The organism is Aquibium sp. A9E412 (assembly GCF_030398335.1).
Lineage (GTDB): Bacteria > Pseudomonadota > Alphaproteobacteria > Rhizobiales > Rhizobiaceae > A9E412.
In genome coordinates, this window is sequence record NZ_JAOAOP010000018.1 from 34,182 (window position 1) to 59,845 (window position 25,664).

The window sequence follows — 25,664 nt, forward strand, 5'->3', positions numbered from 1 at the left end:
CATGCTGACGATCTGGGGACGCGCCACTTCGGTCAACGTTCAAGCGGTGATGTGGACGGTCGGCGAGCTCGGCCTCGCGCACCGGCGCATCGATGCCGGCGGCCAGTATGGCGGCCTCGACGCGCCCGACTTCCTGGCCATGAACCCGAACGGGCTGGTGCCGGTGCTGGAGGACGGCGCGCTGACCCTTTGGGAGAGCGCGGCGATCGTGCGCTATCTGGCCGCCGTGCACGGCGACGCCCGCTTCTGGCCCACCGATCCGGCCGAGCGCGCGCGGCTCGACATGTGGGCGGAGTGGGCACGCGCCAGCTTCTATCCCGCCTTCATCGGCGGGCTGTTCGCGTTGATCGTGCGCACGCCCGGCCGCACGCCGCAGGCGGTCGCCGGGGCGGAGGCGCAGGTGGCGCGGCTCGCGGCCATCGCCGACCGGCACCTCGCCGACCGGCCCTTCCTCGGCGGCGCGGCGCCGTGCTTCGCCGACATCATGCTCGGCAGCCAGCTCTACCGCTACTTCACGCTCGACTGCGCGCGCGCCGACACGCCGCATCTGGCGGCCTACTATGCGCGGCTCGCCGAACGGCCCGCCTATCGCGAGCATGTGATGGTGTCCTACGAGAGCCTTTGGGTGCGATGATCCCGTCGCTTCGAGAGCTTGAGGCCGCGCACGCGGCGACCGCCCGGGTGGCGCAGGAGACGCCGCTGCTGCGCTCGGCCGCGCTCGCCCGGGCGACCGGTGCGCGGGCCGTCCACGTCAAGGCCGAATCGCTGCAATGGACCGGCTCCTTCAAGCTGCGCGGCGCCTACTGGCGGCTCCGGCAGCTCGCGCCCGAGGACGCCGCGCGCGGCGTGGTGGCGCATTCCTCCGGCAATTTCGCGCAGGGGCTGGCGGCCGCCGGCGCGGCGCTCGGCGTGCCGGTCACCATCGTCATGCCGGCCGACGCGCCGGCCGCCAAGCGGCAGGCCGCGCAGGACCACGGCGCCACCGTGATCTCCACCGAGCACGGCGATCGGCCGCGCGAGGAGGTGGCGGCCGAGCGCGCCGACGCGATCGCCGCCGACGAAGGCCTGGTGCGGCTGCACCCCTTCGACGATCCGCATGTGGTGGCCGGCCAGGCGGGCGTCGGCATGGAGGCGCTCGACCAGTACGAGCGGCTCGGCACGCAGGCCGACATCGTGTTGTGCTGCGTCGGCGGCGGCGGGCTGATCGCCGGCGTGGCGGCCGCCTTCCACCACCGCTCGCCGGAAACCCGCGTCGTCGCCGTCGAGCCGGAAGGCTTCGACGGCATGGGCCGCTCGCTCGCCGCCGGCGCGGCGCTGACCGTGCCGCTCGGCGCGCCGAGCATCTGCGACGGGCTGATGGCGCGGCGGCCGGGCGCCGCCCCCTTCGCCGTCGTGCAGGCGGCCGGCGTCGCCGGTGTCGCCGTCGGCGACGCGGCGGTGCGGCGCGCCATGCGCTTTGCCTTCGAGCGGCTGAAGCTGGTGCTCGAGCCGTCCGGCGCGGCCGCGCTCGCCGCGCTGCTCGACGGCGCGGTCGACGTCGACGGCCGCCGCGTCATGGTGGTGGCGACCGGCGGCAACGTGGCGCTCGAGGCCTTCATGCGGCATGTCGGCCATGGCTGAGGCGGACTATGTCATCGTCGGCTCCGGCTCGGCCGGCTCGGCCCTCGCCGCCCGGCTGTCGGAGGACGGCCGCCATTCGGTGATCGTCATCGAGTTCGGCGGCTCCGACGCCGGCCCGCTGATCCAGATGCCGGCGGCGCTGTCCTTCCCGATGAACATGAGCCTCTACGACTGGGGCTACACCAGCGAGCCCGAGCCGCATCTCGGCGGCCGCCGCCTCGCCACGCCGCGCGGCAAGGTGATCGGCGGCTCGTCGTCGATCAACGGCATGGTCTATGTGCGCGGCCACGCGCGCGACTTCGACCACTGGGCCGAGAGCGGCGCGGCCGGCTGGTCCTTCGCCGACGTGCTGCCCTACTTCAAGCGCCTGGAGACCGCGCATGACGGCGAGGCCGGCTGGCGCGGCACCGACGGGCCGATGCATGTGCGCCACGGCACCCGGCTGAACCCGCTCTACGCCGCCTTCACCGAGGCGGGCCGCCAGGCCGGGTTCGAGCTCACGCCCGACTACAACGGCGCCAAGCAGGAAGGCTTCGGCGCGATGGAGCAGACGATCCACCAGGGACGCCGCTGGTCGGCCGCCAACGCCTATCTCAAGCCGGCGCTCAAGCGCCCGAACCTGACGCTTTTCAGGGGCTTGGCGCGCCGCGTGGTGATCGAGAATCAACGCGCCACCGGGGTCGAGGTGGACGCTCGCGGAACGATTCAGGTCGTTCGCGCGCGACGCGAGGTGGTGCTCGCCGCCTCCGCCGTCAACTCGCCGAAGCTGCTCATGCTGTCGGGCATCGGGCCGGCGGCCCATCTGAATGCACACGGCATCGGCGTGGTCGCCGACCGGCCGGGCGTCGGCCAGAACCTGCAGGACCATCTCGAGCTCTACATCCAGCAGGAATCGACCCAGCCGATCACGCTCTATTCCAAGCTCAATCTGTTCTCCAAGGCGCTGATCGGGGCGCAGTGGCTGCTCTTCAAGTCCGGCCTCGGCGCCAGCAACCACTTCGAGGCGGCCGCCTTCGTGCGCTCGGCGCCGGGCGTGGAGTATCCCGACATCCAGTTCCACTTCCTGCCCGTGGCGATCCGCTACGACGGCAAGGCGGCCGCCCGCGCGCACGGCTTCCAGGCGCATGTCGGGCCGATGCGCTCGCCCTCGCGCGGCAGCGTGTCGCTGCGCTCGCCCGACCCGGCCGACAAGCCGGTGATCCGCTTCAACTACATGGCCCATCCCGACGACTGGCGCGACTTCCGCCACTGCATCCGGCTGACGCGCGAGATCTTCGCGCAGCCCGCCTTCGACGCCTTCCGCGGCCGCGAGATCGCGCCCGGCGACGCCGTGCAGTCGGACGCCGCGCTCGACGACTTCATCCGCGACCACGCCGAAAGCGCCTACCACCCGTGCGGCACGTGCCGCATGGGCCACGCCAACGACCCGCACGCCGTCGTCGATCCGCAATGCCGGGTGATCGGCGTCGAGGCGCTGCGCGTCGCCGATTCGTCGATCTTCCCGCGCATCACCAACGGCAACCTGAACGCGCCCTCCATCATGGTCGGCGAGAAGGCCTCGGACCACATTCTCGGCCGCCAGCCGCTGGCGCCGTCGAACCGGGAGCCGTGGATCAACCCGCGCTGGCGCGACAGCGACCGCTGAGCGGACCGCGGGATCGGGCCGCGGCCGAAAAGCGTTGTTCGTCAATTCGCTGCGGCGAAGACCGCACAAACCGATTCCGGCCGCCGCCGCCAGGACGGCAGGCCGACAGCGCAAGGAGGCAGCGATGCGCGCCCAGCCGAAGGCATCCCACTTCATCGACGGCCGGCCGGTCGAGGACACGGCCGGAGCCCCGATCGAGGTCGTCTACCCGGCGACCGGCGAGACCATCGCGCGACTGCACGCCGCCACCGAAGGCATCGTCGCCGAGGCGGTCGACTCGGCCCGCCGGGCGCAGGCCGACTGGGCCGGCCGCCGGCCGATGGAGCGCGGCCGGGTGCTGCGCCGCGCCGCCGAGCTGCTGCGCGAGCGCAACGCGGCGCTCGCCCGGCTGGAGACGCTCGACACCGGCAAGGCGCTGCAGGAGACGCTGGTCGCCGACCCGGCCTCGGCGGCGGACGCGCTGGAGTTCTTCGGCTGCGCGGTCGCCGCCCGCAACGGCGAGCATGTCGAGCTCGGCGGACCGTTCGGCTACACCCGGCGCGAACCGCTCGGCCTGTGCTTCGGCATCGGCGCCTGGAACTACCCGATCCAGATCGCCGGCTGGAAGTCGGCGCCGGCGCTGGCCGCCGGCAACGCCATGATCTTCAAGCCGTCGGAGGTCACGCCGCTGTCGGCGCTGGCGCTGGCCGAGATCTACGTCGAGGCCGGGCTGCCGGCCGGCCTGTTCAACGTCGTGCAGGGCGGCGGCGACCTGGGCGCCGCGCTGACCGCACATCCCGCCATCGCCAAGGTGTCGCTCACCGGCTCGGTGGAGACCGGGCGCAAGGTGCTGGCGGCGGCCGGCGGCGGGCTCAAGCACGCCACCATGGAGCTCGGCGGCAAGTCGCCGATCCTGGTGTTCGACGACGCCGAGCTGGACGACGCCGTCGGCGGCGCCATGCTGGGCAATTTCTACTCGACCGGCCAGGTCTGCTCGAACGGCACCCGCGTCTACGTGCAAAAGGGGCTGTACGACCGCTTCCTCGAGCGGCTCGGCGCGCGCACCAAGGCGATCCGCATCGGCGATCCGCTCGACCCCGACACCCAGCTCGGCCCGCTGGCGAGCCGCGCCCAGCGCGACAAGGTCGCCCGCTATGTCGAGATCGGCAAGGCGGAGGGCGCGCGGCTGCATCTCGGCGGCGGCGCGCCGGTGCTGCAGGGCTTCGAGGGCGGCTTCTTCTTCGAGCCGACCATCTTCACCGAGGTCGACGACACCATGCGCATCGCCCGCGAGGAGATCTTCGGCCCGGTGCTCAGCCTGTTTTCCTTCGACGGCGAGGAGGAGGCGCTGGCGCGCGCCAACGACACCCCCTACGGCCTGTCGGCCGGCGTCTTCACCCGCGACATGGCGCGCGCCCACCGGGTGGCGGCCGCGCTGCAGGCCGGCACCTGCTGGATCAACAGCTACAACCTGACGCCGGTCGAGCTGCCGTTCGGCGGTGTCAAGCAGTCCGGCCTCGGCCGCGAGAACGCCCTTGCCGCGCTCGACCACTATTCCCAAATCAAATCCGTCTATGTCGAGACCGGCGGCGTCGACAGCCCCTATTGAGACGGCGCGGCAATTTGCCTTGCCGCGCCGATGCGGCCTTGCGGAGCCGCGGCACGCCCGCTATAAGCCCGCCGTCTGGTCGCGGAGTGTAGCGCAGCCTGGTAGCGCACCTCGTTCGGGACGAGGGGGTCGCAGGTTCGAATCCTGCCACTCCGACCAGTTTTCCCGAAAATCAGTCGCATGCGGCCGAGACGGCCTGGCTCAGGCGCCCGTCGCCGCCGTCTTGCGCGGGTCGAGGAACGGCGTCTCGACGACGCGGGCGTCGCGGCGACCGCCCGGCGCCTCGACCGCCAGCGCCCCGCCCGTCGCCGAATGCTCGCGCGCCACCATCGCCAGGGCGATGTTGGCGTCGAGCCGCGGCGAGTGGACCGCCGATGTCACCCTGCCGATCGTCCGGCCGGCGCTGGCGACCGGCCAGAAGCTGGTGTTCGGCCCGGCCAGCGGCGGCCCGTCCACGTGCAGGCCGACCAGGCGGCGCGCCACGCCCTCCGCGCGGATGCGCTGCAGGGCCTGCTTGCCGATGAAGTCGGCCGGCATGTCGAGATCGACCAGCCGGTCGAGGCCGAGCTCGAACGGGTTGGTGTGGATGTCCATGTCGGCGTGATAGGACAGCATCGCCCCCTCGATGCGGCGGATCGTCGAGGTGTGGCCCGGCGCCAGCCCGTGCGGCGCGCCGGCGGCCATGATGCGCTCCCACAGCGCGTCGCCATGCGCGCCGTCGCGCAGATAGAGCTCGTAGCCGAGCTCGCTCGACCAGCCGGTGCGCGAGACGACGAGCGGGATGCCGTCGAGCGTCAGTTCGCGCAGCCTGAAGTAGCGCAGATCCTCGATCCCGGCGCCGAACAGCGCGGCCATGATGGCGCGCGAGCGCGGCCCCTGGAGCTGCAGCGGCGAGACGTCCGGCTCGCGGATCGTCACGTCGAGGCCGGCATGCACGGCCACCCCCTGCGCCCACAGAAGCACGTCGCTGTCGGCCAGCGAGAACCAGAAGTGGTTCTCGCCGAGGCGCAGCAGGATCGGGTCGTTGATGATGCCGCCCTCGGCATTGGTCAGCAGCACGTAGCGGCACTGGCCGACCGCCATCGTCGCGACGTCGCGCGGGCACAGGCGCTGCACGAACGCGGCCGCGTCGGGCCCGGTCACCTCGACCTGGCGCTCGACCGCCACGTCGCACAGGATCGCCGCGTTCACCAGGTTCCAGTAATTCTCCACCGGGTCGCCGAAATCGCGCGGAATGTACATGTGGTTGTAGACGGAGAAGGCCTTCGCCCCCCAGCGCAGCGTGGCGGCGAAATAGGGGGACTTGCGGATCTGTGTGCCGAAACCGACCGCCTCGCCGTCCTGCATCGCGCCTCCCCCCTCGCGTCTCTGTCGGCCGGGCACCGGCAGCCACGCCGGTGCCTGAAGCTCCAGCCGCATCGGTAGCAGTCCCGGACGGTGCGGGCAAACGCGGCGCGCACCGGACCGGCCACCGGCCGCGAAGAAAATCTTTCGCGGTTCGGCGGCATTTTAACGGTTCGGCAAAGGTTTTCCCAACGGCTGCCGCCCACCCTGCGGCCATTGCAACCGACAGGGGGACCGGATCCGGCCAATGCTTCGCCGTTTCCGCAAGGACGAGAACGCCAATGTCGCCGTCTTCACGGCGCTCGCCGCCGTGCCGTTTGTCGCCGCAGTGGCCGGCGCGATCGACTTCGCCTCGGCCCAGCGCAAGGCCGAGCAGCTCCAGAACGCGCTCGACGCAGCGGCCTTCGCCATCGCCATCCGCTACTATGACGGCATGGGCGAGGCCGAGCTGCAGGCGATCGGCCAGGACTTCGTGGAAGCCAACGGGCCGGGCGTGGCGATCGAGGCCGGCAGCGTCGGCTACACCGACGGCTGGTGGGACAGCTTCGCCGCCAAGATCATCACCATCGACGGCTACGACCACGTCACCGTCGATGCGGCGACGCGGCACCAGGGCATCCTCGGCAGCTTCGACTGGCCGCTGCGGCGCAGCAGCGTCGTGCGCATCCAGCCCGGACCGCCGGCCTGCGCCCTCGCGCTCGACCGCGATGCGGCCGCCGCGGTCAAGATCCAGGGCTCGACCGACATCACCATGACCGGCTGCGTCATCGCCGCCAACTCGCGCTCGTCGAGCGCCATCGACCGCGGCGGCTCGGCGCGGCTGACGGCCGCCTGCGTGTCGACGGCGGGCGCGACGGAAGGCATCGACGGCACGTCGAACGTCGCGCTCGACTGCGCCGCGGCGCTGGAGAACCAGTATCCGTCGGCCGATCCGCTGGCCGGCGTGGCACCGCCGAGCTACACCGGCTGCCAGCCGCTGCCCGGCGGCAAGTCCGTCTCCCTGTCGCCCGGCACCTATTGCAACAAGACCTTCTCCGGCGAGATCGTGCTCAGCCCGGGCAGCTACATCCTGCGCGGCGGACGCATCAATCTCGGCGGCAACGGCTCGCTCACCGGGCACGGCGTGACGCTGTTCCTGATGGACGGGGCGGAGTTCTCGATCAACGCCAACCAGATCGTCGACCTGACGCCGCCCGACAGCGGACCCTATGCCGGCATCACGATCTATCAGGAAGCCGACAACACCAATGCGGTGACGATCAACGGCACCTCCGGCTCGCATGTCGAAGGCTTCGTCTACGCGCCGGGCGCGCATGTCTTCTATGCCGGCAACGCCACGACCCAGGCCGACCGCTGCCTGCGGCTGGTCGGCCGCACCATCGAGCTCACCGGCAACGCCTCCATCGCGCTCGACTGCGCGGCCGAGCTCGGCGGCCGCGAGATGCGCGCCGGCCGGGTCGTCGGCCTGGTCGACTGAGCTCAGGCGGATTCGCGGGCGATCAGCCGGCGCGGCACGAGCGACACCGGCGGCGCGCTGCCGCCGCCCGCCAGCGCCTTCAGGACCGTGCAGAAGCCCTTGCCGAAGGCCGACGTGTCGGCATCGAGCGTCGTCAGCGCGGGGCGCACATAGCCGCCCCACTCCAGCCCGCCGAAGCCGAGGACGGCGACGTCCTCGGGAATGCGCAGGCCGGCGTCGCGCGCCGCCGCCATCGCGCCGAGCGCCAGCTCGTCGCTGCCGGCGATCACCGAGCGCATGCCGACGCCGCGCGCGATGGCGTCGCGCATGACGTTGTAGCCGGCCTTGAAGCGGTAGGATTCGGCGATGTCCCACTCCATCGCGGGATCGCGCGCGATGCCGTGCTCGGCGAGGCCGGCGAGATAGCCGGCGAAGCGCACCCGGCCGGTGGCCGACTTGCGGATGCGGCTCATATAGGCGATCGGCGTGTAGCCGCGTTGCACGAGATGGCCGACGGCGATGCGGCTGGCCTGCTCGTCGTCATGCGCGACGGAGGGGATGCCGATCTCCTCGAGATTGCGGCCGACGGCGATCAGCGCGATGCCGGCCTCGGCCAGCCGGGCGCGCACCGGCTCGAGTGCGGCGCCGGGAATGTGGTCGCTGGTCGCCAGCGCCACGCCGCGCAGCCGCATCGACACGGCGCGCTCCAGCACCTCCCTCAGCCGCGTCTCGCTGTGGCCGAGGTTGAACAGGAGGAGGTCCATGCCCTCCTCCTCGAGCGCGACCTGCATGTCGCGCGCCAGCGAGGCGTACCAGCCCTGCTCGATGTCGCCGACGAGCAGCGCCACCGCGTTGATGTGCCCCGCGCGCAGCGCCTGGCCGAGCGGGTTGGGCGCATAGCCGAGCGCGGCGACCGAAGACAGGACGCGCTCGCGCGTGTCCGGCGCGATCGACGAGATGCCCCGGAGCACACGCGACACGGTGGCGATGGAAACGCCGGCGTGTCTGGCGACGTCATGCAGCGTGGGCATCGAGCGGCATCATTCTACCTGCGGCGGTGCGGGGTCGACGGCGTGCTGCGCGAGCGGCACGACCTGGATATCCATGTACGGCCAAATCGGCAGGCTGGAAAGCACGGCATGCATCTCGGTTCCGTCCTTGGCGCGCCACAGCCCCCAGTTCTCGCGCCGCCCGATGACGCGCCACATGCGCACCAGATGGCCCTGCTCGGTCAGTTCCGCGGCGCGGGCGAGCTCCTCCTCGCGCAACCGCTTGCGCTCCTCGGGTGTGATCGTGTCGGGCCAGTTGAACCGGATGTTGACTAGGAATTCCACACTTCGCTCCTTTCCTGCGGCATCGAAACCGTGTGCCTGGTGTGAGTGCCCAGCCGTCCGGCGGCGAGGTCGCCGAGGATGCGGTGGGCGGTGTTGTGGCCGGGCAGGCCGGACACGAAATTGCCGGGCCAGGTGCCCGCGCCGCTGAGATAGAGGCCGGCGGTCGGCGTGCGGTAGCCCGACAGGCCGGGCAGCGGCCGCATCCAGAACTGGTTCCACGGCAGCGTGTCGCCATGCGTGATGTTGGCCTCGACCAGGCCGTAATCGGACTCGAACTCGACCGGGTCGATGCAGCGGTAGTCGCTGACGATGTCCGGCAGGTTGGGCATCCAGCGCGCCGCCGTCTCGATGCAGCGGCGGGCCAGCCGGTCGCGCTCCTCGGCCCAGTCGCCCTGCTGGAGGCAGTAGGGCGCGTTGCCGATGTTCATCGACATGATGTGCTTGCCCTCCGGCGCCAGCCCGGGTGAGGTCATCGACGGGCACAGCCCCCAGATCACCGGGTTCTGCGGCGCGCGGCCGAGCATCATGTCGGCGTGGCTTTCTTCCAGATAGTCGAGCGTCGGCGCGGTGCGGTACTGGGCGCTCGCCAGCAGCGCGGCCTCGGCGTCGTCGGCGGCGGCCGCGTAGCGCGGCATGGCGTCGAGCGCCAGGATCAGCTTGTAGGCCTTGCCGCGCATGCTCCTGCGGCCGATCCTGGCCTGCATGTCGGCCCAGTCGGGATGATCGCCGATCAGGTCGAGCAGCGTCGTGCGCGGGTTGATCGCCGACACCACCACCGGCGCGTCGATCTCCTCGCCGTCCTCGGTGACGACGCCCTTGACGCGCTCGCCGCGGATGCGGATCGCCGACACGCCGGTCTCCCGGCGCAGCGTCACGCCGGCCGCACGCGCGCTCGCCACCATGGCGTCGATGATGGCGCCCATGCCGCCGATCGGCAGCCCGGTCGAGCCGCGCAGCGGCATGCGGCGCGGGTCGTAGCCCTCGTCGAAGGCCACCGAGGCGATCGACAGCGGCCGCATCATCAGGTTGATCGGCGTGCCGGGCGTCGACGGGCTGACCTGGCCGCTGACAACCGCCATCGGGCCGACGATCGCCTTGGCCTCTTCGGAATCGAGAAAGTCGTCGAACAGCGCGCGGGCGCTGCCGAAGAAGACGCGGGCGAAGGCCTCCTCGTCCTCGCGCGTCGTCAGGTTGCGCGTCAGCTGCGCCAGCGTCGGCGGCGCGTCGAAGACCGACACGCCGAGCCGCCGGGCGAAGGCCTCGAGATACTCGAACATCCGCCGGTAGCGCTCGGCCTCGCCGGGCGCGTAGGATTCGAGCTGCGCGTCGCCGCGCGCCCGGTCGCGCCAGCCGACGAACAGCCGGCCGTCCTCCAGCGGATGGACCAGCGTGGGGTCCGGCTTGACGAAGCGCAGGCCGAAGGATTCCAGCTCCATCTCGCGGACGATCTTCGGCTCCAGCGAGCCCGGCGAGTTGGTCACCGAGCAGAAGTAGCCGGGCATCCACTCGACCTTGGCGGCCGGGCCGCCGAAGGCGCTGCGCTTCTCCAGCACCAGCACCCGCAGGCCGGCGGCGGCGAGGTAGCGGGAGGCCACAAGGCCGTTGTGACCTCCCCCCACGATGATCACGTCGTAACGTGCCATGGTATGCGCGTCAGCCACGGCTTACGGCTCGACGGCGGTGGTGTAGTAGGCCGAGGCCGGCGCGTCGGACTCGATCTCGCCGATCTCCTTCAGCGTGCCGACCAGCTTTTCCCACTCCTCCTCCGACTGGTGCCCCCAGTCGTCGGCGCCGGGCGTCGTCGACAGCCCGACGAGGTTGGAGAAGTAGTCGATGCAGCCCTCCATCGAGCCGACGAGATCGACGGCGTCCATCATGAGCTGGCACGAGGCCTCGTAGTCCTGGGTCGCCTCGACATAGGCCTGCTTGGTGACCTCGAGGAAGGTGCGGATCGCCTCGGGCTTCTCCTCCAGAACCTCCTCGTTGGCGGCGAAGCCGAAGCCGAGCAGCGGCACGCCGAGATCGGCATGGGCAAGCGTCACCGGCTCCTCGCCGCCGGCCCGCACCAGCGCCAGGAAGGCGTAGGTGTCGCCGGACACGACGTCGACCTGGTCGGTCAGCAGCGCCGCCGTCTTGGTGTTGCCCTCCAGCGAGACGATGTTCAGCTCCTCCTTCGGAATGCCGGTGACCTTGCTGAAGATCGTCAGGCCGAGCGCGTCGGAGCCGCCCGGCGTGCTGCCGATCTTGACGCTCTTGAGGTCTTCCGGCTCGTTGAGCTCGACGCGGCCCTTGATGCCGATGAAGGCCGAGGCGGTGCGGTGCTGGTAGACGGCGACCACCTTGATCGGCACGCCCTTGCCGATCGCCTGCGCGGCGTTGGTGACGTTGAGATGGGCGAGCTCGAAGTTCTTCTGGCCGACGAGCACCGCCGAGGAGGCCGAACCGCGGCCCTGCTCGATGCGCACGTCGAGGCCGGCATCCTTGTAGTAGCCCTTCTCCATGGCCAGCACGAAGGGGGCGTGGTGCGGGCGCCAGGCCCAGTCGAGCACGACGCTGAGGCTTTCGGCCTGGGCCGATGCGGCGCCGGCCAGGAGGCCGAGGGCGGCGGTGGCGATGCCGACCAGGCCGCGCGCGGTGTGTTTCCGGTGGATGCGCATTGGTGTTCCCTCTTCTGGTTTCGTGGTGGTTAGTGAGTGGACGCGGTGCGCTGGCTCGCGTGCCACGGGATCGACAGCCGTTCGATCGCTTCGGCGGCGTACCAGATGGCAATGCCGAAGATGGAGATGACGACGACCGCGGCGAAGGCGAGCGGCGTCTCCAGGCTGCCCACGGCCTGGATCAGCACATGGCCCAGGCCGACATTCGAGGCGACGAACTCGCCGATCACGGCACCGACGGGCGCCATGGTGATCGAGATCTTGATGCCGGCGAAGATCGTCGGCAGAGCCCCGGGTATCTTGATCTTCCACAGCGACTGCAGCGGGCTGGCCGTCATCGAGCGGGCGAGCTGCAGCATCTCGGGGTCGGCGCTCTTCAGGCCGGCCACCGTGTTGACGACGATGGGGAAGAAGGTGAAGACGACGACGAACAGCACCTCGCTGGTCATGCCGAAGCCGAACCACACCAGGAACAGCGGCGCGATCACGACCTTGGGGATCGCGTGCGAGATCACCAGCCACGGATAGACGGCGCGGTCGAAGATGCGCGAGGCGCTGATCGCCGCGCCGACGGCGATGCCGCTGACCAGCGCGATGACGAAGCCGAGCGCAGACGCCATGGCGGTGAAGCCGAGCTGGCGCATCAGCAGATCGAAGCGCTCGATCAGCACCGTGAGGATCAGCGTCGGCGCCGGCAGAAGATAGGCCGGCACGTCGTTGAGCCGCACGAACCCCTCCCACACCGCCAGCACCAGCACGGCGCTGAGGATCGGCGGCAGAAGCGAGATGGCCAGGTCCGGCATGCGGTAGGCGGCGACGGCGCGCGTGCGCGCGGTTCGACCGGTATCGGTGACACTGCTCATCCGACGAGGACCCCCGTGCGTTCGAAGTGGATGCGGATGCGGCGGACGATCGCCGTGAAGTCGGCGTCCTCGCGCAGGCTGAGCTTGCGCGGGCGGGCGAACGACACGTCGATGTCGTCGAGGATGGTGCCCGGGCGGCCGGACATGACGAGCACCCGGTCGCCGAGGAACACGGCCTCGGCGATGCTGTGCGTGATCAGCACGGTGGTGACGTTCTGCTGCCGGCTGATGTCCTGCAGCAGCACGTTCATCTGGTCGCGCGTCAGCGCGTCGAGCGCGCTGAAGGGCTCGTCGAGCAGCAGCATGGCCGGCCGGCAGACCAGCGCGCGGGCGATCGCCACGCGCTGGCGCATGCCGCCGGAAAGCTGCCACGGATAGCTGTCCTTGAAGCCGCCGACGCCGAGCTGCTCGAGCAGCTCGGCGGCCCGCTCGCGCGTCGCCCGATCGTTGGTGCCGCGGAATTCCGCCGGCAGCAGCACGTTGTCGAGCGCGGTGCGCCAGTCGAGCAAAAGGTCGCGCTGGAACACCAGACCGACGTCGCCGAGCGGCCGCTCGACCGCCTTGCCGGCGAAGCTGGCGCGGCCGCTCGTCGCCGGCTCGAGGCCGGCGAGGATGCGCAGCAGCGTGCTCTTGCCGCAGCCGCTCGGACCGACGATCGACAGGCTGGTGCCGTCCTCGATGCTGAAGCTGACCGGGCCGAAGGCGTGCACCTCGCCGTAGCGCTTCGAGACCTCGTCGAGGACGATGCCTTCGGCCGGCGCGGCGCTTCTCGTTGCCGGGGCCGCCGCCATCACGCGGCCGCCTTCTCGACCTTGGCCGGCTCGAACGCCTCGGAGAAGAGGCGCAGCCAGTTCTGGCCGAGGATCTTGCCGCGCTCAGCTTCCGAGAAGCCGCGCCTGGCCAGCCCGTCGATGATGTTGGCGAAGTCGGCCGGCGAGCGGAACCACTCCTGCCATGCCTCGTGCGGCGCGTAGGGCGGGATCTTCGCCTGCTCGCGCGACCAGCGGGCGTAGCGCCACCAGGTGCGGATCGAGGCGGGATGGCCGGCGCAGTAGTCGGTGCCGATGCCGACCGCGTCGACGCCCATCAGGTCGACGGTGCGCGCCACCAGCTCGGTGAACTCCTCGAGCGTGGCGTCGGTGCCCTTGGCGATCAGCGAGCGGTTGGGGCACACGCCGAGGACGCCCTTGCGCCGCGACAGCGCCTTGAGCGCCTCGCTGGTCTTCAGCCGGCCCGGCCCGAAGCCCGGGTCCTCGACGAAGGCGCGGGCGTTGGAATGGGTGATGGCGACCGGCCGCGAGGAGTATTCGATGGCGTCGAGCGTGGTGCGCTCGCCGCAATGCGACAGGTCGATCAGGACGCCGACGCGGTTCATCTCGTCGACGGCGGTGCGGCCGAAGCGCGACGACAGGCCGCTGTCGCTCTCCTCCCAGTAGCCGGCGCCGATGTAGTTCTGCAGGTTGTAGGTGAGCTGCATGATGCGCACGCCGAGCTCGCGGAAGGTGGCGATCAGCTCGATGTCGTGCTCGATGGGCGCGGTGTTCTGGAAGCCGAGCACGACGGCGGTGCGGCCCGAGGCGGCGATCTTCTCGATGTCGCCGCCGCGCAGCGCCGGCGCGACCAGGTCGGCGTTGTCGGCGAAGGCCTGGCGCCAGGCCGCGAGCCGCTCGAGGGTGGCCTTGGCCCCCTCCCAGATGGCCACGGTGACGTGCACGCAGCCGACATTGCCGGCGCGCCACTCCTCGAACCAGCGCCGTTCGGGCACCGGGTACTGCAGCGCATCGATGATCAGGGGATGGGCGGTGCTGTCGGACATGGGTCTTCCTGTTGCGTGTTGCGGGATGGCCGGGCGCCTCAGGCGGCGAACGGATCGGCCGGCGGCGCGTGATCGGTGACGGTGGCCTTGACGATCTGGAACTCGCGCATCGCCTCGAGGCCGTTCTCGCGGCCGAGACCGGACTGCTTGTAGCCGCCGAAGGGCACGCGGTAGTCCATCATGCGGTAGGCGTTGACCCACACGGTGCCGGCCTTGAGACGGCGCGAGACGCGGTCGGCACGCGCCATGTCGCGCGTCCACAGGCCGGCGGCCAGGCCGTACTGGCTGTCGTTGGCGATTGCCACGGCCTCCTCCTCGTCGTCGAACGGCACCACGGCGACGACCGGGCCGAACACCTCCTCGCGCCAGATCTCCGATTGCGAGGCGGCGCCGAGCACCAGCGTCGGGCTGAAGAAGAAGCCCTTGTCGAACGGCGCCGGCAGCTCGGGACGGCCGCCGCCGACCACCGTCGCGCCGGCCGCGGCCGCGCCTTCGACCATGCCGGACACGCGCTCGAACTGGCGTGCGGAGGCGAGCGGGCCGATATGGGTCGACGGATCGAGCGGGTTGCCGAGGCGCAGTTCCGCCGCGCCCGCCGTCAGTCGCTCGACGAAGGCATCGAAATGGCGGCGGTGGACGAGGAGCCGCGAGCCGGCGACGCAGGTCTGCCCGGCGTTGGAGAACACGCCCTGGCGGGCGGCGACGTAGGCGGATTCGACGTCGGCGTCGTCGAACACGATGTGCGCCGACTTGCCGCCGGCCTCGCAGACGAAGCGCTTCATGCGCGCGCCCGCCTCCGCGCCGATGCGCCGGGCCGTCGCCGAGCTGCCGGTGAAGGAGATCATCGCCGTGCGCTCGTCCTCGATCAGCGCGCGGCCGACCGCTTCCGATCCCGGCACCACGTTGAGCACGCCGCGCGGAATGCCGGCCTCGACGGCCAGTTCGCCGAGCAGCAGCGTCGTGCCCGGACACTCGATCGGCGGCTTGACGACGATGGCGTTGCCGGCGGCGAGTGCGGGCGCCATCTTCCAGGCGCCGAGCGAGAACGGGCCGTTGAACGGGGTGATCGCCGCGACGACGCCGACCGGCTCGAGGGCCGTCTTCGCCTCCGCGCTCTTCGACAGGCGGATCGTCTGGCCGGCGATCTTGTCGGCCATGCCGCCGTAGAAGCGGTACCAGGCGGCCGCGCGCGCCATCTCGCGCTGCGTCGTCTTGAGCAGTTTGCCGGCGGCGCGCACCTCGAGCGGCGCCAGGCGCTCGGCGTTCTGCTCGATCAGATCGGCCAGCCGGAACATCAGCCGGCCGCGCTGGGTGGGATCCATCTCGCGCCACTCGGCGCTGTCGGCGGCACGCGTCGCCGCGTCGAGCGCGGCATCGACCAGGTCGGCGGAATCCGTCGCCTCGCCCCAGGCCTCGGCGGTCGCGGGATCGACCAGCGGAACCCGCTCGCCCGACCCGGAAACCGCCGCTCCATCGACAAAGGCGCCGAAGCGCGAAACACCGTCTGCAGACATTCAAAACCTCCTGATATGCTCGCTTTGTAAACGTTATCTCACGCCTTGTCAACGTTTACATGACGACTGATTCACCGCCATGGCCGGTCCGGCACGCGCGCGGAAAAGCAAGGCTGCAGCAAACGGTCGAAGGGTGTTCGCGGCGTGGCCGCGCGCGTGCCCGCAAGCCTGGCGGGACGCAGCAGCACGGGCCGATCCGCGCTTCCGTGAAACGCAGAACGGCGCTAGAGCGGCGGCTCGTCGCGCAGGTAGCGGGCGAGCGTCGCGGCGACCTCGGCCACCGGCGTGTCCTCCGGCACGAGCGCCCAGCGCCGTTCCGGCGACGGCGCATTGCGCGCCAGCGGCACCACGCCGGCATCGGTCATGCAGGGGAAGTCGGGGGTGTCGGGGCTTTCCAGGCCGCCGCTGTCGAAGCGGCGCGCCACCGCCAGGAATTCGGCCGGGTCGGCGGCGAACACGTAGCCGCGGCAGCTCACCTGCGGCCCGTCGGCGCCGGGTGCGCTGTCGACGAGGCACAGATAGTGGCCGGACCCCTCGCCCGCCGCGGCCACCGGCAGCACGAAGCGGGTCATCATCTGCACCGCGCCGAAGACGTCGTTGACGAGGCTGACGGGGCGCGGCCGCGCGCCCCAGCCGGTGTCGTCGAGCACGCGCGCCAGCTCCCGCGCGGCCCCGGAAAAGCGCGACGTCGTGCCCCACACCCAGCCGTTCAGGCACAGGTTGGTCACCATGCTTGCGGTCAGCGCCGGCGGCGGCGCGACGCCGGCGAGCTCGACGCCAATGCGCACCAGATCGCGCACCGTGGCGACCGCGTAGAGCGCGTCGCGCTGCGGCGTCATCATGTCGGCGGCCACGTCCGGCGGCACCGCCAGATCCTCCGCAATGCGGATGAAGTCCGTCACCGTGCGGATCGCGTGATCGTAGGCGCGCTCCACCACCGCCTCGGTCAACGCGCCGTCCGACAGCGCCAGAAACGGCGCGTGAAAGGCGACGCGCGCGCCCGCCTCGATGCCGCGCGCCACAGTGGTCATGCCTTCCTCGCCGCTCGCCGTGCCGCCGAGAAAGGCGATCGCGCAGGCCGACAGGCAGACGTCGCCCGCCTCGACCAGGGTGCGCACCTGCGCTGCGGCGAAGAAGGCGGCCAGCGCCAGCCCCTCGCGATAGCTGCCGCCGGCGCTGTCGAGCGTCACCACCGTCGCGTCCTCGGCGACGGCGAGCCGCTTCAGCCGCGCCAGGTCGCCGGGCACGATCGGCCCGGCGAGGCGGATGCGGCGCAGCTCCGACCAGCCGTCATGCGCCGTGCCGTCGAGGCGGATGTCGGCCGGCAGCGCGGCCGGGGGTGCCGCCAGCAGCAGCACGAGAACGAGAAACCGGCGCAGCACCCCACCTCCCCCGGCGCCTCGGCGATACCGCGACCGGCGCCCTGCCGGGCATAGCGCCACCGCCGGCGCCGGCCGTCAAGATGCCGCTCAGAGGGTGCTCGTGTAGTAGAAGATGTGGCTGCCCACCTTGCCGGTGCGCTGCAGCTTGTCGGCCCACCACGGCTCGACCCAGTCGGCGTGGTAGTGCGTCGAGCGGCCGACCGGCCCGCTGGCCTGGCGGCAGGTGCTGTCGCAGCGCAGCGTGTCGGAGGCGATGCGCTTGGCCTTGTCGTAGGCGCGCGGCTCGGCGATGCGCTCGGGCAGGCCGTCGCAGGCGAAGGAGAACTGGCAGGCGTCGCGCATGTGCTCGTTCTGGAAGACGACGCCGCACACGCTGTCGGGATAGTAGGCGCTGTCGACCCGGTTGAGGATCACGCGGGCGACGGCGCGCTGGCCGTCGAGCGGCTCGCCGCGCGCCTCGAAGTAGATCGCCTGGGCCAGGCACTCGGCTTCCTTCTGGAAGCTGCGGTAGACGGGCGGTTCGGGCCGGATGAGCGGCGCGGCCGCGGCCGCGCCCGCCCACGCCAGGACAAACGCGGCGCACAGCGCGCCGGCGACGGGCCGCAGGCCCGCGAGCGATCGGTTCATGATGCAACCCCAGTGTTTTCTTGCTGTTGTGGCCGCCTTTCCCGAATCAATGGGGCAGCAAGTTGAAAGGCCTGCGGCAGAACATGGGCCTTTGCGGTCGGCGGCGATTTTTTCGCCGCGCGGCGCCGGCCGGGCGCTTTCGCGCGGCCCGCCGCTCGGGCATAAGGTGCGGCCGGATGCCACGCCGCGCCCGCTGCGCGGCCAGCCGAGGAGAGCCGCCCTGCCTGCCGTGACCCGACGCCCGCGCCCCGTCGGCGCCCGCCGCCCCGGCTCCGGCCGTGGCTGAGCGCGGCGGCCGTCCGGCGCTCGCCGCCGTCGACTGGGGCACCAGCAGCTTCCGGCTGTGGCTCGTCGACGAGGCCGGCACGGTGCTCGCCGCGCGGCGCAGCGACGAGGGCCTGGCGCGCGGCGCGGCGGAGGGCTTCGCCACGATCCTCGAGCGCCACCTTGGCGCGCTTGCCGCGCCGGCCGGGCTGCCGGCGCTGGTGTGCGGCATGGCAGGCTCGCGCCAGGGCTGGCGCGAGGCGCCCTATGTCGACACGCCGGCGCGGCTCGCCGATCTCGCCGCGTTCGCCGTCGCCGCGCCCGATGCCCTACGCCCGGTGTGGCTGATGCCCGGCATCGCGCAGCGCGACCCCGCGCGGCCCGACGTGATGCGCGGCGAGGAGACCCAGCTCCTCGGCGCCTTCGGCGCACGGGCCAACGGCGTCGCCTGCCTGCCCGGCACGCACGCCAAGTGGGCGCGCATGGCGGCGGGCCGCGTCGTCGCCTTCGCCACGCACATGACCGGCGAGCTCTATGGCGCGATCGGCCGGTCGACGATCCTCAGCCACGCGCTCGAAGCCGGGACGGGCGAGCCGGGCCCCGCCTTCGAGGCGGCGGTCGGCGACGCGCTCGCCGATCCGGGCGGGCTGACGGCGGCGCTGTTCGGCATCCGCGCCGGCCAGCTTCTCGGCCAGGCCGCGCGGACCGACGGGGCGGCCCGGCTGTCGGGACTGCTGATCGGCACGGAGATCGCCCACGCCCGCGCCGGCCTGGCGCCGGGCGAAACGGTGACGCTGATCGCCGCCGGCGCGCTCGGCGCGCTCTACCGGCGCGCGCTGGCCGTGGCCGGCCTCGCCGTGCGGCCGGTCGATGCCGAAACCGCCGTGCGCGACGGGCTGCTTCGCGCCTGGACCGCGCACGGCAGAACCGCAGAGGACACACGCCCATGAGCGAACGCATCGCCTGGCCCGGGCTCGCCCGCGGCCTCGTCGCCATCCTGCGCGGCATCACGCCCGACAGCGCCGTCGACGTCGCCGGGGCGCTGGCCGAGGCCGGCTTCGAGGCGATCGAGGTGCCGCTCAACTCGCCCGACCCCTTCGATACGATCGAGCGCATCGCCGCCGCGCTCGGCCAGCGCTGCCTGGTCGGCGCGGGAACGGTGCTCGAGGCGGACGACGTCGCGCGGCTGGCGGCGGCCGGCGGCCGGCTGTGCGTCAGCCCGAACGTCGATCCGGCGGTGATCGCGGCCGCACGGGCGGCCGGCATGGTGACGCTGCCTGGCGTCTTCTCGCCGAGCGAGGCGCTGACGGCGGCGCGCGCCGGCGCCTCGGCGCTCAAGTTCTTTCCGGCGAGCGTGCTCGGCCCGTCCGGCATCGCGGCGGTGGCCGCGGTGCTGCCGGCCGGCCTGCCGCTGGCCGCCGTCGGCGGCGTGTCGGAGCGCGATTTCGCCGGCTATGCGACACGCGGCGTGTCGCTGTTCGGGCTCGGCTCCAGCCTCTACCGGCCGGGCGCCACGGCCGACGAGACGGCGACGCGCGCGGCCGCCGCGGTGGCGGCCTACGATGCGGTGTTCGGCGCGGAGGCCGCACGGCCGGAGACGGGCTGAGGTTCGGCGCGGGCGCGGCCGTCGCCGACGGCCGGCCGGGCCGGAGGCCGGCGGTGCCGCCTCAGGCGACCGCCTGGCCGGCGCGCACCACCGCATCCATGGCGTCGTCGGCCAGGAAGTCGGCGCCCATGGCGGCGAAGAGGCGCGGCTCGCCGGCCACCGCCGCACCGCCCAGGCACACCTTGATGGCGCGGTTGCGCGAGACCTTGCGCGCGGCCTTGATCGTCTCGGCCAGGCCCTCGGCCGCGGCGATCGAGCCGACCGACAGGCCGAGCACGGAATAGGAGCGCGACTGCAGCTCGGAGAACAGCGCCGAATCCGCCTCCAGCACGGCGCCGCCGCAGGCTTCCCAGCCGGCGCTGCGGAAGCAGGCCTCGACGATGGCGAGCCCGATGGTGTGCGCCTCGCCGCGCGGCCGGGCGAGCAGCACGCGGCGGTCGAGCGCGGCGCGCGGCGGATCGAGATCGACATGCGCGGTGAGCTCGTTGACGACGAACTGCAGCCGTGCGGAGGCCACCGTCACGTCGACGAAGGAGGCGCTGTCGTCGCGCCACATGTTGCCGAGCCGGGCGGCGACGGGGACGAGCAGCGCGCGGTAGAGATGCACCAGCCGGGGACGCTGCTCGCGCAGCGCCTCGACCAGCAGCGCCAGGCGCGTGCGGTCCTTCTCGAACAGCGCCGACAAGAGCTCCTCGACCCGCGCCTCGAGGGGGCGGCCCGCTTCGCGACCGGCGGTGCTCACCGAGTCGGCCTCCGCGGACCGGCCGCAGCGCATGCGGCGCGCAACCTCGGCGTTGATCGCGCGAGCCAGGATCGCCTGGCGCGCTGCGATGGAATCGGCGGCATGATGTCGGATGTCTTCTCGGTCAGGTCGAGTCCAATCGATACCCAGCACTCGGCCGCCCGGCGTCGCTCCGTGACGGGCCATCTTCCCTCCCTCGCACGGGAATGGGGCAATTTCCCGTGCCTTGCGAGAAGCATACACCTTTTTCGCCGTGCGGTGCGACAAAAAACCCCACCCGCGCCGCGCTCGGGCGGAAGCTGGGGATAACCCTCGCGTCAGCGCAGCGAGACGAGCCGGGCGGCCTCGCCGGCGGCGGCGGCGCCGTCGAGCGCGGCGAGCACCTTGTCGACGATGTGCGGCGCGTTGAGCCCGGCCTCGTCGTACATGGCGGCCGGTCCGGCCTGCTGGATGAAGCGGTCGGGCAGCGTCATCGCGCGCACCTGCACGCGGCCGTCGAGCAGGCCGTGCTCGGCGAGGAAGGCGAGCACCAGCGCCCCGAAGCCGCCCGACGCCCCCTCCTCGACCGTCACCAGCACCTCGTGCTGGCTGGCGAGCTGGCGCACCAGATCGGCGTCGAAGGGCTTGGCGAAGCGCGCATCGGCCACCGTGGTCGACAGGCCGCGGCTTTCCAGCTCGAGCGCGGCCTTGAGGCATTCGCCGAGCCGCGCGCCGAGCGACAGCAGCGCCACCGTGCGGCCCTCGCGCACCACCCGGCCGCGACCGATGGGCAGCGGCCGGCCGCGCTCGGGCAGCGCCACGCCGACGCCCTCGCCGCGCGGATAGCGCAGCGCGATGGGGCCGGCATCGTGCGCGACCGCGGTCGCCACCATGTGCACCAGCTCGGCCTCGTCGGACGCCGCCATCACCGTGAAGCCCGGCAGGTTGGCGAGATAGCCGATGTCGAAGGCGCCGGCATGGGTCGGACCGTCGGCGCCGACCAGCCCGGCGCGGTCGATGGCGAAGCGCACCGGCAGGCCCTGCAGCGCCACGTCGTGCACCACCTGGTCGTAGGCGCGCTGCAGGAAGGTCGAGTAGATGGCGCAGAACGGCCGCATGCCGGCCGCCGCAAGCCCGGCGGCGAAGGTGACGGCGTGCTGCTCGGCGATGCCGACGTCGAAGCTGCGCTCGGGATGGCGGCGGGCGAACAGGTCGACGCCGGTGCCCGACGGCATCGCCGCGGTGATGGCGACGACGCGCCGGTCGCGCTCGGCCTCGTCGGCGAGCGCGCGGCCGAACACCTTGGTGTAGCTCGGCGGCCCGGCCGCCGCCTTCTTCTGCTCGCCGGTCACCACGTCGAAGCGGCCGACGCCGTGATACTTGTCGGCCGCGCGCTCGGCCGGCGCGTAGCCGGCCCCCTTGCGGGTCAGCGCGTGCAGCAGCACCGGACCGTCGGCGCCGGCCTTGAGCGCGCGCAGCACCGGCAGGAGCTGGCGCAGGTCGTGGCCGTCGACCGGGCCGACATAGGTGAAGCCGAGATGGTCGAACAGCGTGCGGCCGCCGGCCAGCCCCTTGAGCAGCGCGCGGGCGCGCGCCGCGCCGTCGCGCAGCGGCCCGGGCAGGAGCGCGGCCGCCTCGCGCAGCACCGCGCGCATGTCGCGCGCCGGCGCGGCCGCGCAGACCGCGGCGAGATAGCGCGACAGCGCGCCGACCGGCGGCGCGATCGACATGTCGTTGTCGTTGAGGATGACGAACATGCGCTTGCCGAGCGCGCCGGCGTTGTTCATCGCCTCATAGGCCATGCCGGCCGACATCGCGCCGTCGCCGACCACGCACACCACCTCGCCGGGGTCGCCGCCGAGGTCGCGCGCCACGGCGAAGCCGAGGCCGGCCGACATGGCGGTCGAGGAATGCGCCGCGCCGAACGGATCGTGACCGCTTTCGGCGCGCCGGGTGAAGCCGGACAGCCCGCCCTCCTGGCGGATGGTGTGCATGCGCGCGCGCCGCCCGGTGAGGATCTTGTGCGGATAGCACTGGTGGCCGACGTCCCAGATCAGACGGTCGCGCGGCGTGTCGAAGACGGCGTGGATGGCGACCGTGAGCTCGACGACGCCGAGGCTGGAGCCGAGATGGCCGCCGGTGCGCGCGACGGAGCGGATGGTGTCGCGGCGCAATTCGTGCGCCAGGCGGCGCAGGTCGCCGTCGCGCATGCGCCGCAGATCGGCCGGCTCGCGCACCGCATCGAGCAGAGGTGTCGGCGCGTCGAGGTCCAGAACCGGCAGCATGGCGTCCTCCTCCCGTCCTCGGCGCCCTTCGGGGCGCCCCGGCGGGGCGACGGCGGCACGACCGGGCCGCGCCGCGACACGCCCCAAACGGACTGCCATTGTCGGCGCGCCATGCGCAGTTGTAAACTATTTTTTACAGTCGTATGTCAATTAAACATGACAGCTCCGCGGCACGGGCGGCCGCGGAGCATGGCGCACGCGCGGCGCGCCGGCCCCCGCCACCGGCCTTGCCGCATGGCTGCAGATGGGCGCGGAGCGCGCCGGCGACGGCCCCGAAGCGTTGCCAGGCGACGTGGAAACCGGGTCGCCGTCCGCAAACGCGTCGAGACAATGACTTGGAGCCGATCTGCGATGCCGTGACAAGCAGATCGGATCTAGTCTTCCGCCTCGCCGTTGCCGGTGTCGCTGAACTGCTTCAGATAGGCGATCACGTCGGCGATCTGCTGCTCCTCCTTGAGGCCGGCAAAGGCCATCGTCGTGCCCTTGACCACCTCGCGCGGCGCGGCGAGATACTCGGTCAGCGTCTCCTCGTCCCAGACGTGGTCCTCGCCGAACTCCTGCATCGCCTTGGAATAACGGAAGCCCTCGACCGTGCCGGGCGTGCGGCCGATCACGTTCTGCAGCGTGGGCCCCACCTTGTTCTGGTCGGAATCGACCACATGGCAGACCTGGCACCGCTTGAACACGGTCTCTCCCGCCGACGCGTCGCCTTCCTGTGCAAACGCCGGCGCGGCACCCGACAGAAGGCCGGCCACCAGAACAACACCCACTTCCTTGCGCATAGCTTCTCTCCGGATTGTCCCTCCGGCGACAACTTAGGCGCCGCAGCCGCGCCGTCAACGCGGCCGGCCGACCGCCTTTGGTCGAAGCCGCCGGCCGGCGCGCCGGCGGCCGACGCCGCCGATTGCATTTCGCGCCCGGCTGTACCAATCTGTTGACAGCGAAGCGTCAACTTTTATTGACGCAACCTGGCAGGGAGGCGCCGATGACCGCACCGTTCCCCTTCTCGGCCATCGTCGGCCAGGAAGAGATGAAGGACGCGCTGGTCATGGCAGCCGTCGACCCCGCGCTCGGCGGCGTGCTGGTGTTCGGCGACCGCGGCACCGGCAAGTCGACCGCGGTCAGGGCGCTGGCCGCCCTGCTGCCCAAGATCGAGACCGTGCGCGGCTGCCGCTACAACTGCGACCCCGCCGCGCCGGCGCAGCACTGCGACGACTGCCGGGCGCGCACCAACGGCAAGGCGCCGCCCACCGTGAAGGTCGCGACGCCCGTCGTCGACCTGCCGCTCGGTGCGACCGAGGACCGGGTGGCCGGCGCGCTCGACCTGGAGCGCGCGCTGGTCGCCGGCGAGAAGGCCTTCGAGCCCGGCCTTCTGGCGCGCGCGCATCGCGGCTTTCTCTATGTCGACGAGGTCAACCTGCTCGAGGACCACATCGTCGACCTTCTGCTCGACGTCGCCGCCTCGGGCGTCAACGTGGTCGAGCGCGAGGGGCTGAGCGTGCGCCATGCGGCGCGCTTCGCCCTGGTCGGCAGCGGCAATCCGGAGGAAGGCGAGCTGCGGCCGCAGCTTCTCGACCGCTTCGGCCTCGCCGTCGACGTCGCCTCGCCGCACGACATCGCGCAGCGGCTCGAGGTGGTGCGCCGGCGCGAGGCCTACGAGCGCGACCCCGACGGGTTCGCCGCCGCGTGGCAGGCGCGCAACGCGCGGCTGCGCGGCCGCATCCGCCGCGCCAAGGCGATGCTCAGCGAGGTCGCCGTGCCCGACGCGGTGCTGGAGACCGGCGCGACGCTGTGCCTGCGGCTCGGCGTCGACGGCCTGCGCGGCGAGCTGACGCTGATGCGCGCGGCCCGCGCGCGCGCCGCGCTCGACGGCCGGGCCGAGGCCACGCGCGGCGACCTGCTGGCGATCGCGCCGATGGCGCTGCGCCACCGGCTGCGCCGCGACCCGCTCGACGAGGCCGGCTCGGCCGCCAGGGTCGAACGCGCCGTCAGCGACGTCACCGACGGGGTCGCCGGCCATGCCTGAGCCGGCGCCGCGCTGGGCCGACGCGCTTGCCGCGGCGCGGGTGCTGGCGGCCGGCGGGGCGCGGCTCGGCGGCGTTCATGTGCGGGCCCGCGCCGGGCCGGTGCGCGACGCCTGGCTCGAGCGGCTGCGCGCGCTTGTGCCGGCCGGGCAGCCCTGGCTGCGCGTGCCGCCCTCGGTGGCGCGCGAGCGGCTGACCGGCGGCCTCGACGTCGCCGCGACGCTGCAGGCCGGCCGGCCCGTCGCCGAGGCCGGCCTCCTGGCGCGCGCCCGCGGCGGCGTCCTCGTGCTGCCGATGGCCGAGCGGCTGGCCCCCGGCCTCGCTGCGCTGGTCGCCGGCGCGCTCGACGGCACCGCCGGCGGCCTCACCGTCGTCGCGCTCGACGAGGGCGACGGCCCCGAAGAAGGCTTGTGCGCGGCGCTCGCCGACCGGCTGGCGCTCAGCCTGCCGCTCGACGGCATCGCCTGGCACGACACGCACGCCGCGCCGGACGCACCCGACGCAGGCGTCGCCGCGGCGGCGCCGGAGCCGGCGGACCTCGACGACCGCCTGCTCGCCGCCCTTGCGACCGCCGCGCTGGCGGCCGGGCGGCCGTCGCTGCGCACGCCGCTCTGGCTCGCCCGCACCGCCCGCATCCTCGCCGGCCTCGACGGCGCGGCGGCCGTGTCGCCGGAGCATGCGGCAACGGCGCTGCGGCTCGTCTGCGGCCTGGCGCCCGTGGCGCCGCAGGCCGACGCGGCGGCCGATCCGCCGGACACGGCGGAGGCCGGACCGTCCGACGCGCCGCCGCCCGAGGCGCCGGACGGGCCGCCGGCCAGCGACAACGAGCCGGATGCGCAAGCCGACGGCGCGCCCGGTCCGGTCGATTTCGACGCGCTGCAGGAGATGCTGGTGGCCGCCGCCGCCGCGGCCCGGCCG

At 72.5% G+C, this 25,664-nt stretch carries 22 protein-coding genes, 1 tRNA gene and 1 pseudogene; 10 read left to right on the plus strand and 14 right to left on the minus strand.

All coding sequences use genetic code 11. The features are described from left to right. Position 1 precedes the first annotated feature (1 nt). The 5 genes from N1F89_RS09150 (at position 2) to N1F89_RS09170 (ending at position 5,012) form a co-directional block, all read left to right on the plus strand. Positions 2–634, plus strand: a complete 633-nt coding sequence (locus N1F89_RS09150; RefSeq protein ID WP_290083576.1) for a glutathione S-transferase family protein — start codon at positions 2–4, stop codon at positions 632–634. Further along, on the plus strand, positions 631–1,620 hold the full coding sequence (locus tag N1F89_RS09155; RefSeq protein WP_290083578.1) for a pyridoxal-phosphate dependent enzyme: 990 nt from the start codon (positions 631–633) through the stop codon (positions 1,618–1,620). The genes N1F89_RS09150 and N1F89_RS09155 overlap by 4 nt, the downstream gene beginning before the upstream one ends. Then, a complete protein-coding gene (betA, locus tag N1F89_RS09160; protein WP_290083581.1) occupies positions 1,613–3,265 on the plus strand; it encodes a choline dehydrogenase in 1,653 nt (550 codons plus the stop codon). Before N1F89_RS09155 ends, betA begins: the two co-directional genes overlap by 8 nt. Positions 3,266–3,389: 124 nt before the next feature. After that, positions 3,390–4,853 (plus strand): betaine-aldehyde dehydrogenase, encoded by a 1,464-nt coding sequence (gene betB, locus N1F89_RS09165; RefSeq protein ID WP_290083582.1) that lies wholly within the window; start codon positions 3,390–3,392, stop codon positions 4,851–4,853. Positions 4,854–4,935: 82 nt separating this feature from the next. After that, positions 4,936–5,012 (plus strand) — tRNA-Pro (locus tag N1F89_RS09170). 42 nt (positions 5,013–5,054) lie between these two features. On the opposite strand, the gene N1F89_RS09175 is transcribed toward N1F89_RS09170, so the two are convergent. Then, positions 5,055–6,200, minus strand: a complete 1,146-nt coding sequence (locus N1F89_RS09175; RefSeq protein ID WP_290083584.1) for a glycine cleavage T C-terminal barrel domain-containing protein — start codon at positions 6,198–6,200, stop codon at positions 5,055–5,057. Positions 6,201–6,444: 244 nt separating this feature from the next. On the opposite strand from N1F89_RS09175, the gene N1F89_RS09180 reads away from it, so the two are divergent. After that, positions 6,445–7,674 carry a pilus assembly protein TadG-related protein gene (locus N1F89_RS09180; RefSeq protein WP_290083586.1) on the plus strand — a complete coding sequence of 410 codons (1,230 nt, stop codon included), beginning with the start codon at positions 6,445–6,447 and terminating at the stop codon, positions 7,672–7,674. A gap of 2 nt (positions 7,675–7,676) precedes the next feature. Here N1F89_RS09180 and N1F89_RS09185 read toward each other — a convergent pair whose 3' ends face one another. The 10 genes from N1F89_RS09185 to N1F89_RS09230 form a co-directional block, all read right to left on the minus strand. Then, entirely contained in the window at positions 7,677–8,684 is a 1,008-nt protein-coding gene (locus N1F89_RS09185; RefSeq protein WP_290083588.1) for a LacI family DNA-binding transcriptional regulator, read from the minus strand. A gap of 9 nt (positions 8,685–8,693) precedes the next feature. Beyond that, a complete protein-coding gene (locus tag N1F89_RS09190) occupies positions 8,694–8,987 on the minus strand; it encodes a muconolactone Delta-isomerase family protein (protein ID WP_290083590.1) in 294 nt (97 codons plus the stop codon). After that, positions 8,975–10,630 carry an NAD(P)/FAD-dependent oxidoreductase gene (locus tag N1F89_RS09195; RefSeq protein WP_290083592.1) on the minus strand — a complete coding sequence of 552 codons (1,656 nt, stop codon included), beginning with the start codon at positions 10,628–10,630 and terminating at the stop codon, positions 8,975–8,977. The genes N1F89_RS09190 and N1F89_RS09195 overlap by 13 nt, the downstream gene beginning before the upstream one ends. 21 nt (positions 10,631–10,651) lie before the next feature. Then, complete coding sequence (locus tag N1F89_RS09200) at positions 10,652–11,644, minus strand: ABC transporter substrate-binding protein (protein WP_290083594.1); 993 nt, start codon at positions 11,642–11,644, stop codon at positions 10,652–10,654. A 29-nt stretch (positions 11,645–11,673) separates the two neighbouring features. Next, entirely contained in the window at positions 11,674–12,507 is an 834-nt protein-coding gene (locus N1F89_RS09205; RefSeq protein WP_290083596.1) for an ABC transporter permease, read from the minus strand. Then, on the minus strand, positions 12,504–13,298 hold the full coding sequence (locus N1F89_RS09210) for an ABC transporter ATP-binding protein (RefSeq protein WP_290083598.1): 795 nt from the start codon (positions 13,296–13,298) through the stop codon (positions 12,504–12,506). Before N1F89_RS09210 ends, N1F89_RS09205 begins: the two co-directional genes overlap by 4 nt. Next, entirely contained in the window at positions 13,298–14,323 is a 1,026-nt protein-coding gene (locus tag N1F89_RS09215; protein WP_290083600.1) for a membrane dipeptidase, read from the minus strand. Before N1F89_RS09215 ends, N1F89_RS09210 begins: the two co-directional genes overlap by 1 nt. A gap of 38 nt (positions 14,324–14,361) precedes the next feature. Next, positions 14,362–15,837, minus strand: coding sequence for an aldehyde dehydrogenase family protein (locus tag N1F89_RS09220; protein ID WP_290083602.1), 1,476 nt, complete (start codon positions 15,835–15,837; stop codon positions 14,362–14,364). 224 nt (positions 15,838–16,061) lie between these two features. After that, positions 16,062–17,219, minus strand: a complete 1,158-nt coding sequence (locus N1F89_RS09225; RefSeq protein ID WP_290083603.1) for a hypothetical protein — start codon at positions 17,217–17,219, stop codon at positions 16,062–16,064. A gap of 87 nt (positions 17,220–17,306) precedes the next feature. Continuing rightward, complete coding sequence (locus tag N1F89_RS09230) at positions 17,307–17,846, minus strand: cell wall hydrolase (RefSeq protein ID WP_290083606.1); 540 nt, start codon at positions 17,844–17,846, stop codon at positions 17,307–17,309. 278 nt (positions 17,847–18,124) lie between these two features. Here N1F89_RS09230 and N1F89_RS09235 point away from each other — a divergent pair, with 278 nt between their 5' ends. Continuing rightward, entirely contained in the window at positions 18,125–19,060 is a 936-nt protein-coding gene (locus tag N1F89_RS09235; RefSeq protein WP_290083607.1) for a 2-dehydro-3-deoxygalactonokinase, read from the plus strand. Next, positions 19,057–19,716, plus strand: a complete 660-nt coding sequence (locus N1F89_RS09240; protein WP_290083609.1) for a 2-dehydro-3-deoxy-6-phosphogalactonate aldolase — start codon at positions 19,057–19,059, stop codon at positions 19,714–19,716. Before N1F89_RS09235 ends, N1F89_RS09240 begins: the two co-directional genes overlap by 4 nt. Positions 19,717–19,777: 61 nt before the next feature. Here the strand turns inward: N1F89_RS09240 and N1F89_RS09245 are convergent, their stop codons facing one another. The 3 genes from N1F89_RS09245 to N1F89_RS09255 form a co-directional block, all read right to left on the minus strand. Next, positions 19,778–20,458, minus strand: coding sequence for a cobalamin B12-binding domain-containing protein (locus N1F89_RS09245; RefSeq protein ID WP_290083611.1), 681 nt, complete (start codon positions 20,456–20,458; stop codon positions 19,778–19,780). Positions 20,459–20,775: 317 nt separating this feature from the next. After that, positions 20,776–22,722, minus strand: a complete 1,947-nt coding sequence (gene dxs / locus N1F89_RS09250; protein WP_290083612.1) for a 1-deoxy-D-xylulose-5-phosphate synthase — start codon at positions 22,720–22,722, stop codon at positions 20,776–20,778. 374 nt (positions 22,723–23,096) lie between these two features. After that, positions 23,097–23,504, minus strand: a complete 408-nt coding sequence (locus tag N1F89_RS09255) for a cytochrome c family protein (RefSeq protein ID WP_290083614.1) — start codon at positions 23,502–23,504, stop codon at positions 23,097–23,099. 203 nt (positions 23,505–23,707) lie between these two features. Between N1F89_RS09255 and bchI the strand changes: the two genes are divergently transcribed. Both bchI and bchD read left to right on the plus strand, forming a co-directional pair. Then, positions 23,708–24,748 carry a magnesium chelatase ATPase subunit I gene (gene bchI, locus N1F89_RS09260; RefSeq protein ID WP_290083616.1) on the plus strand — a complete coding sequence of 347 codons (1,041 nt, stop codon included), beginning with the start codon at positions 23,708–23,710 and terminating at the stop codon, positions 24,746–24,748. Beyond that, a pseudogene (bchD, locus tag N1F89_RS09265) lies at positions 24,741–25,664 on the plus strand (magnesium chelatase ATPase subunit D); the annotation flags it as partial. The gene bchI and the pseudogene bchD, both read left to right, overlap by 8 nt.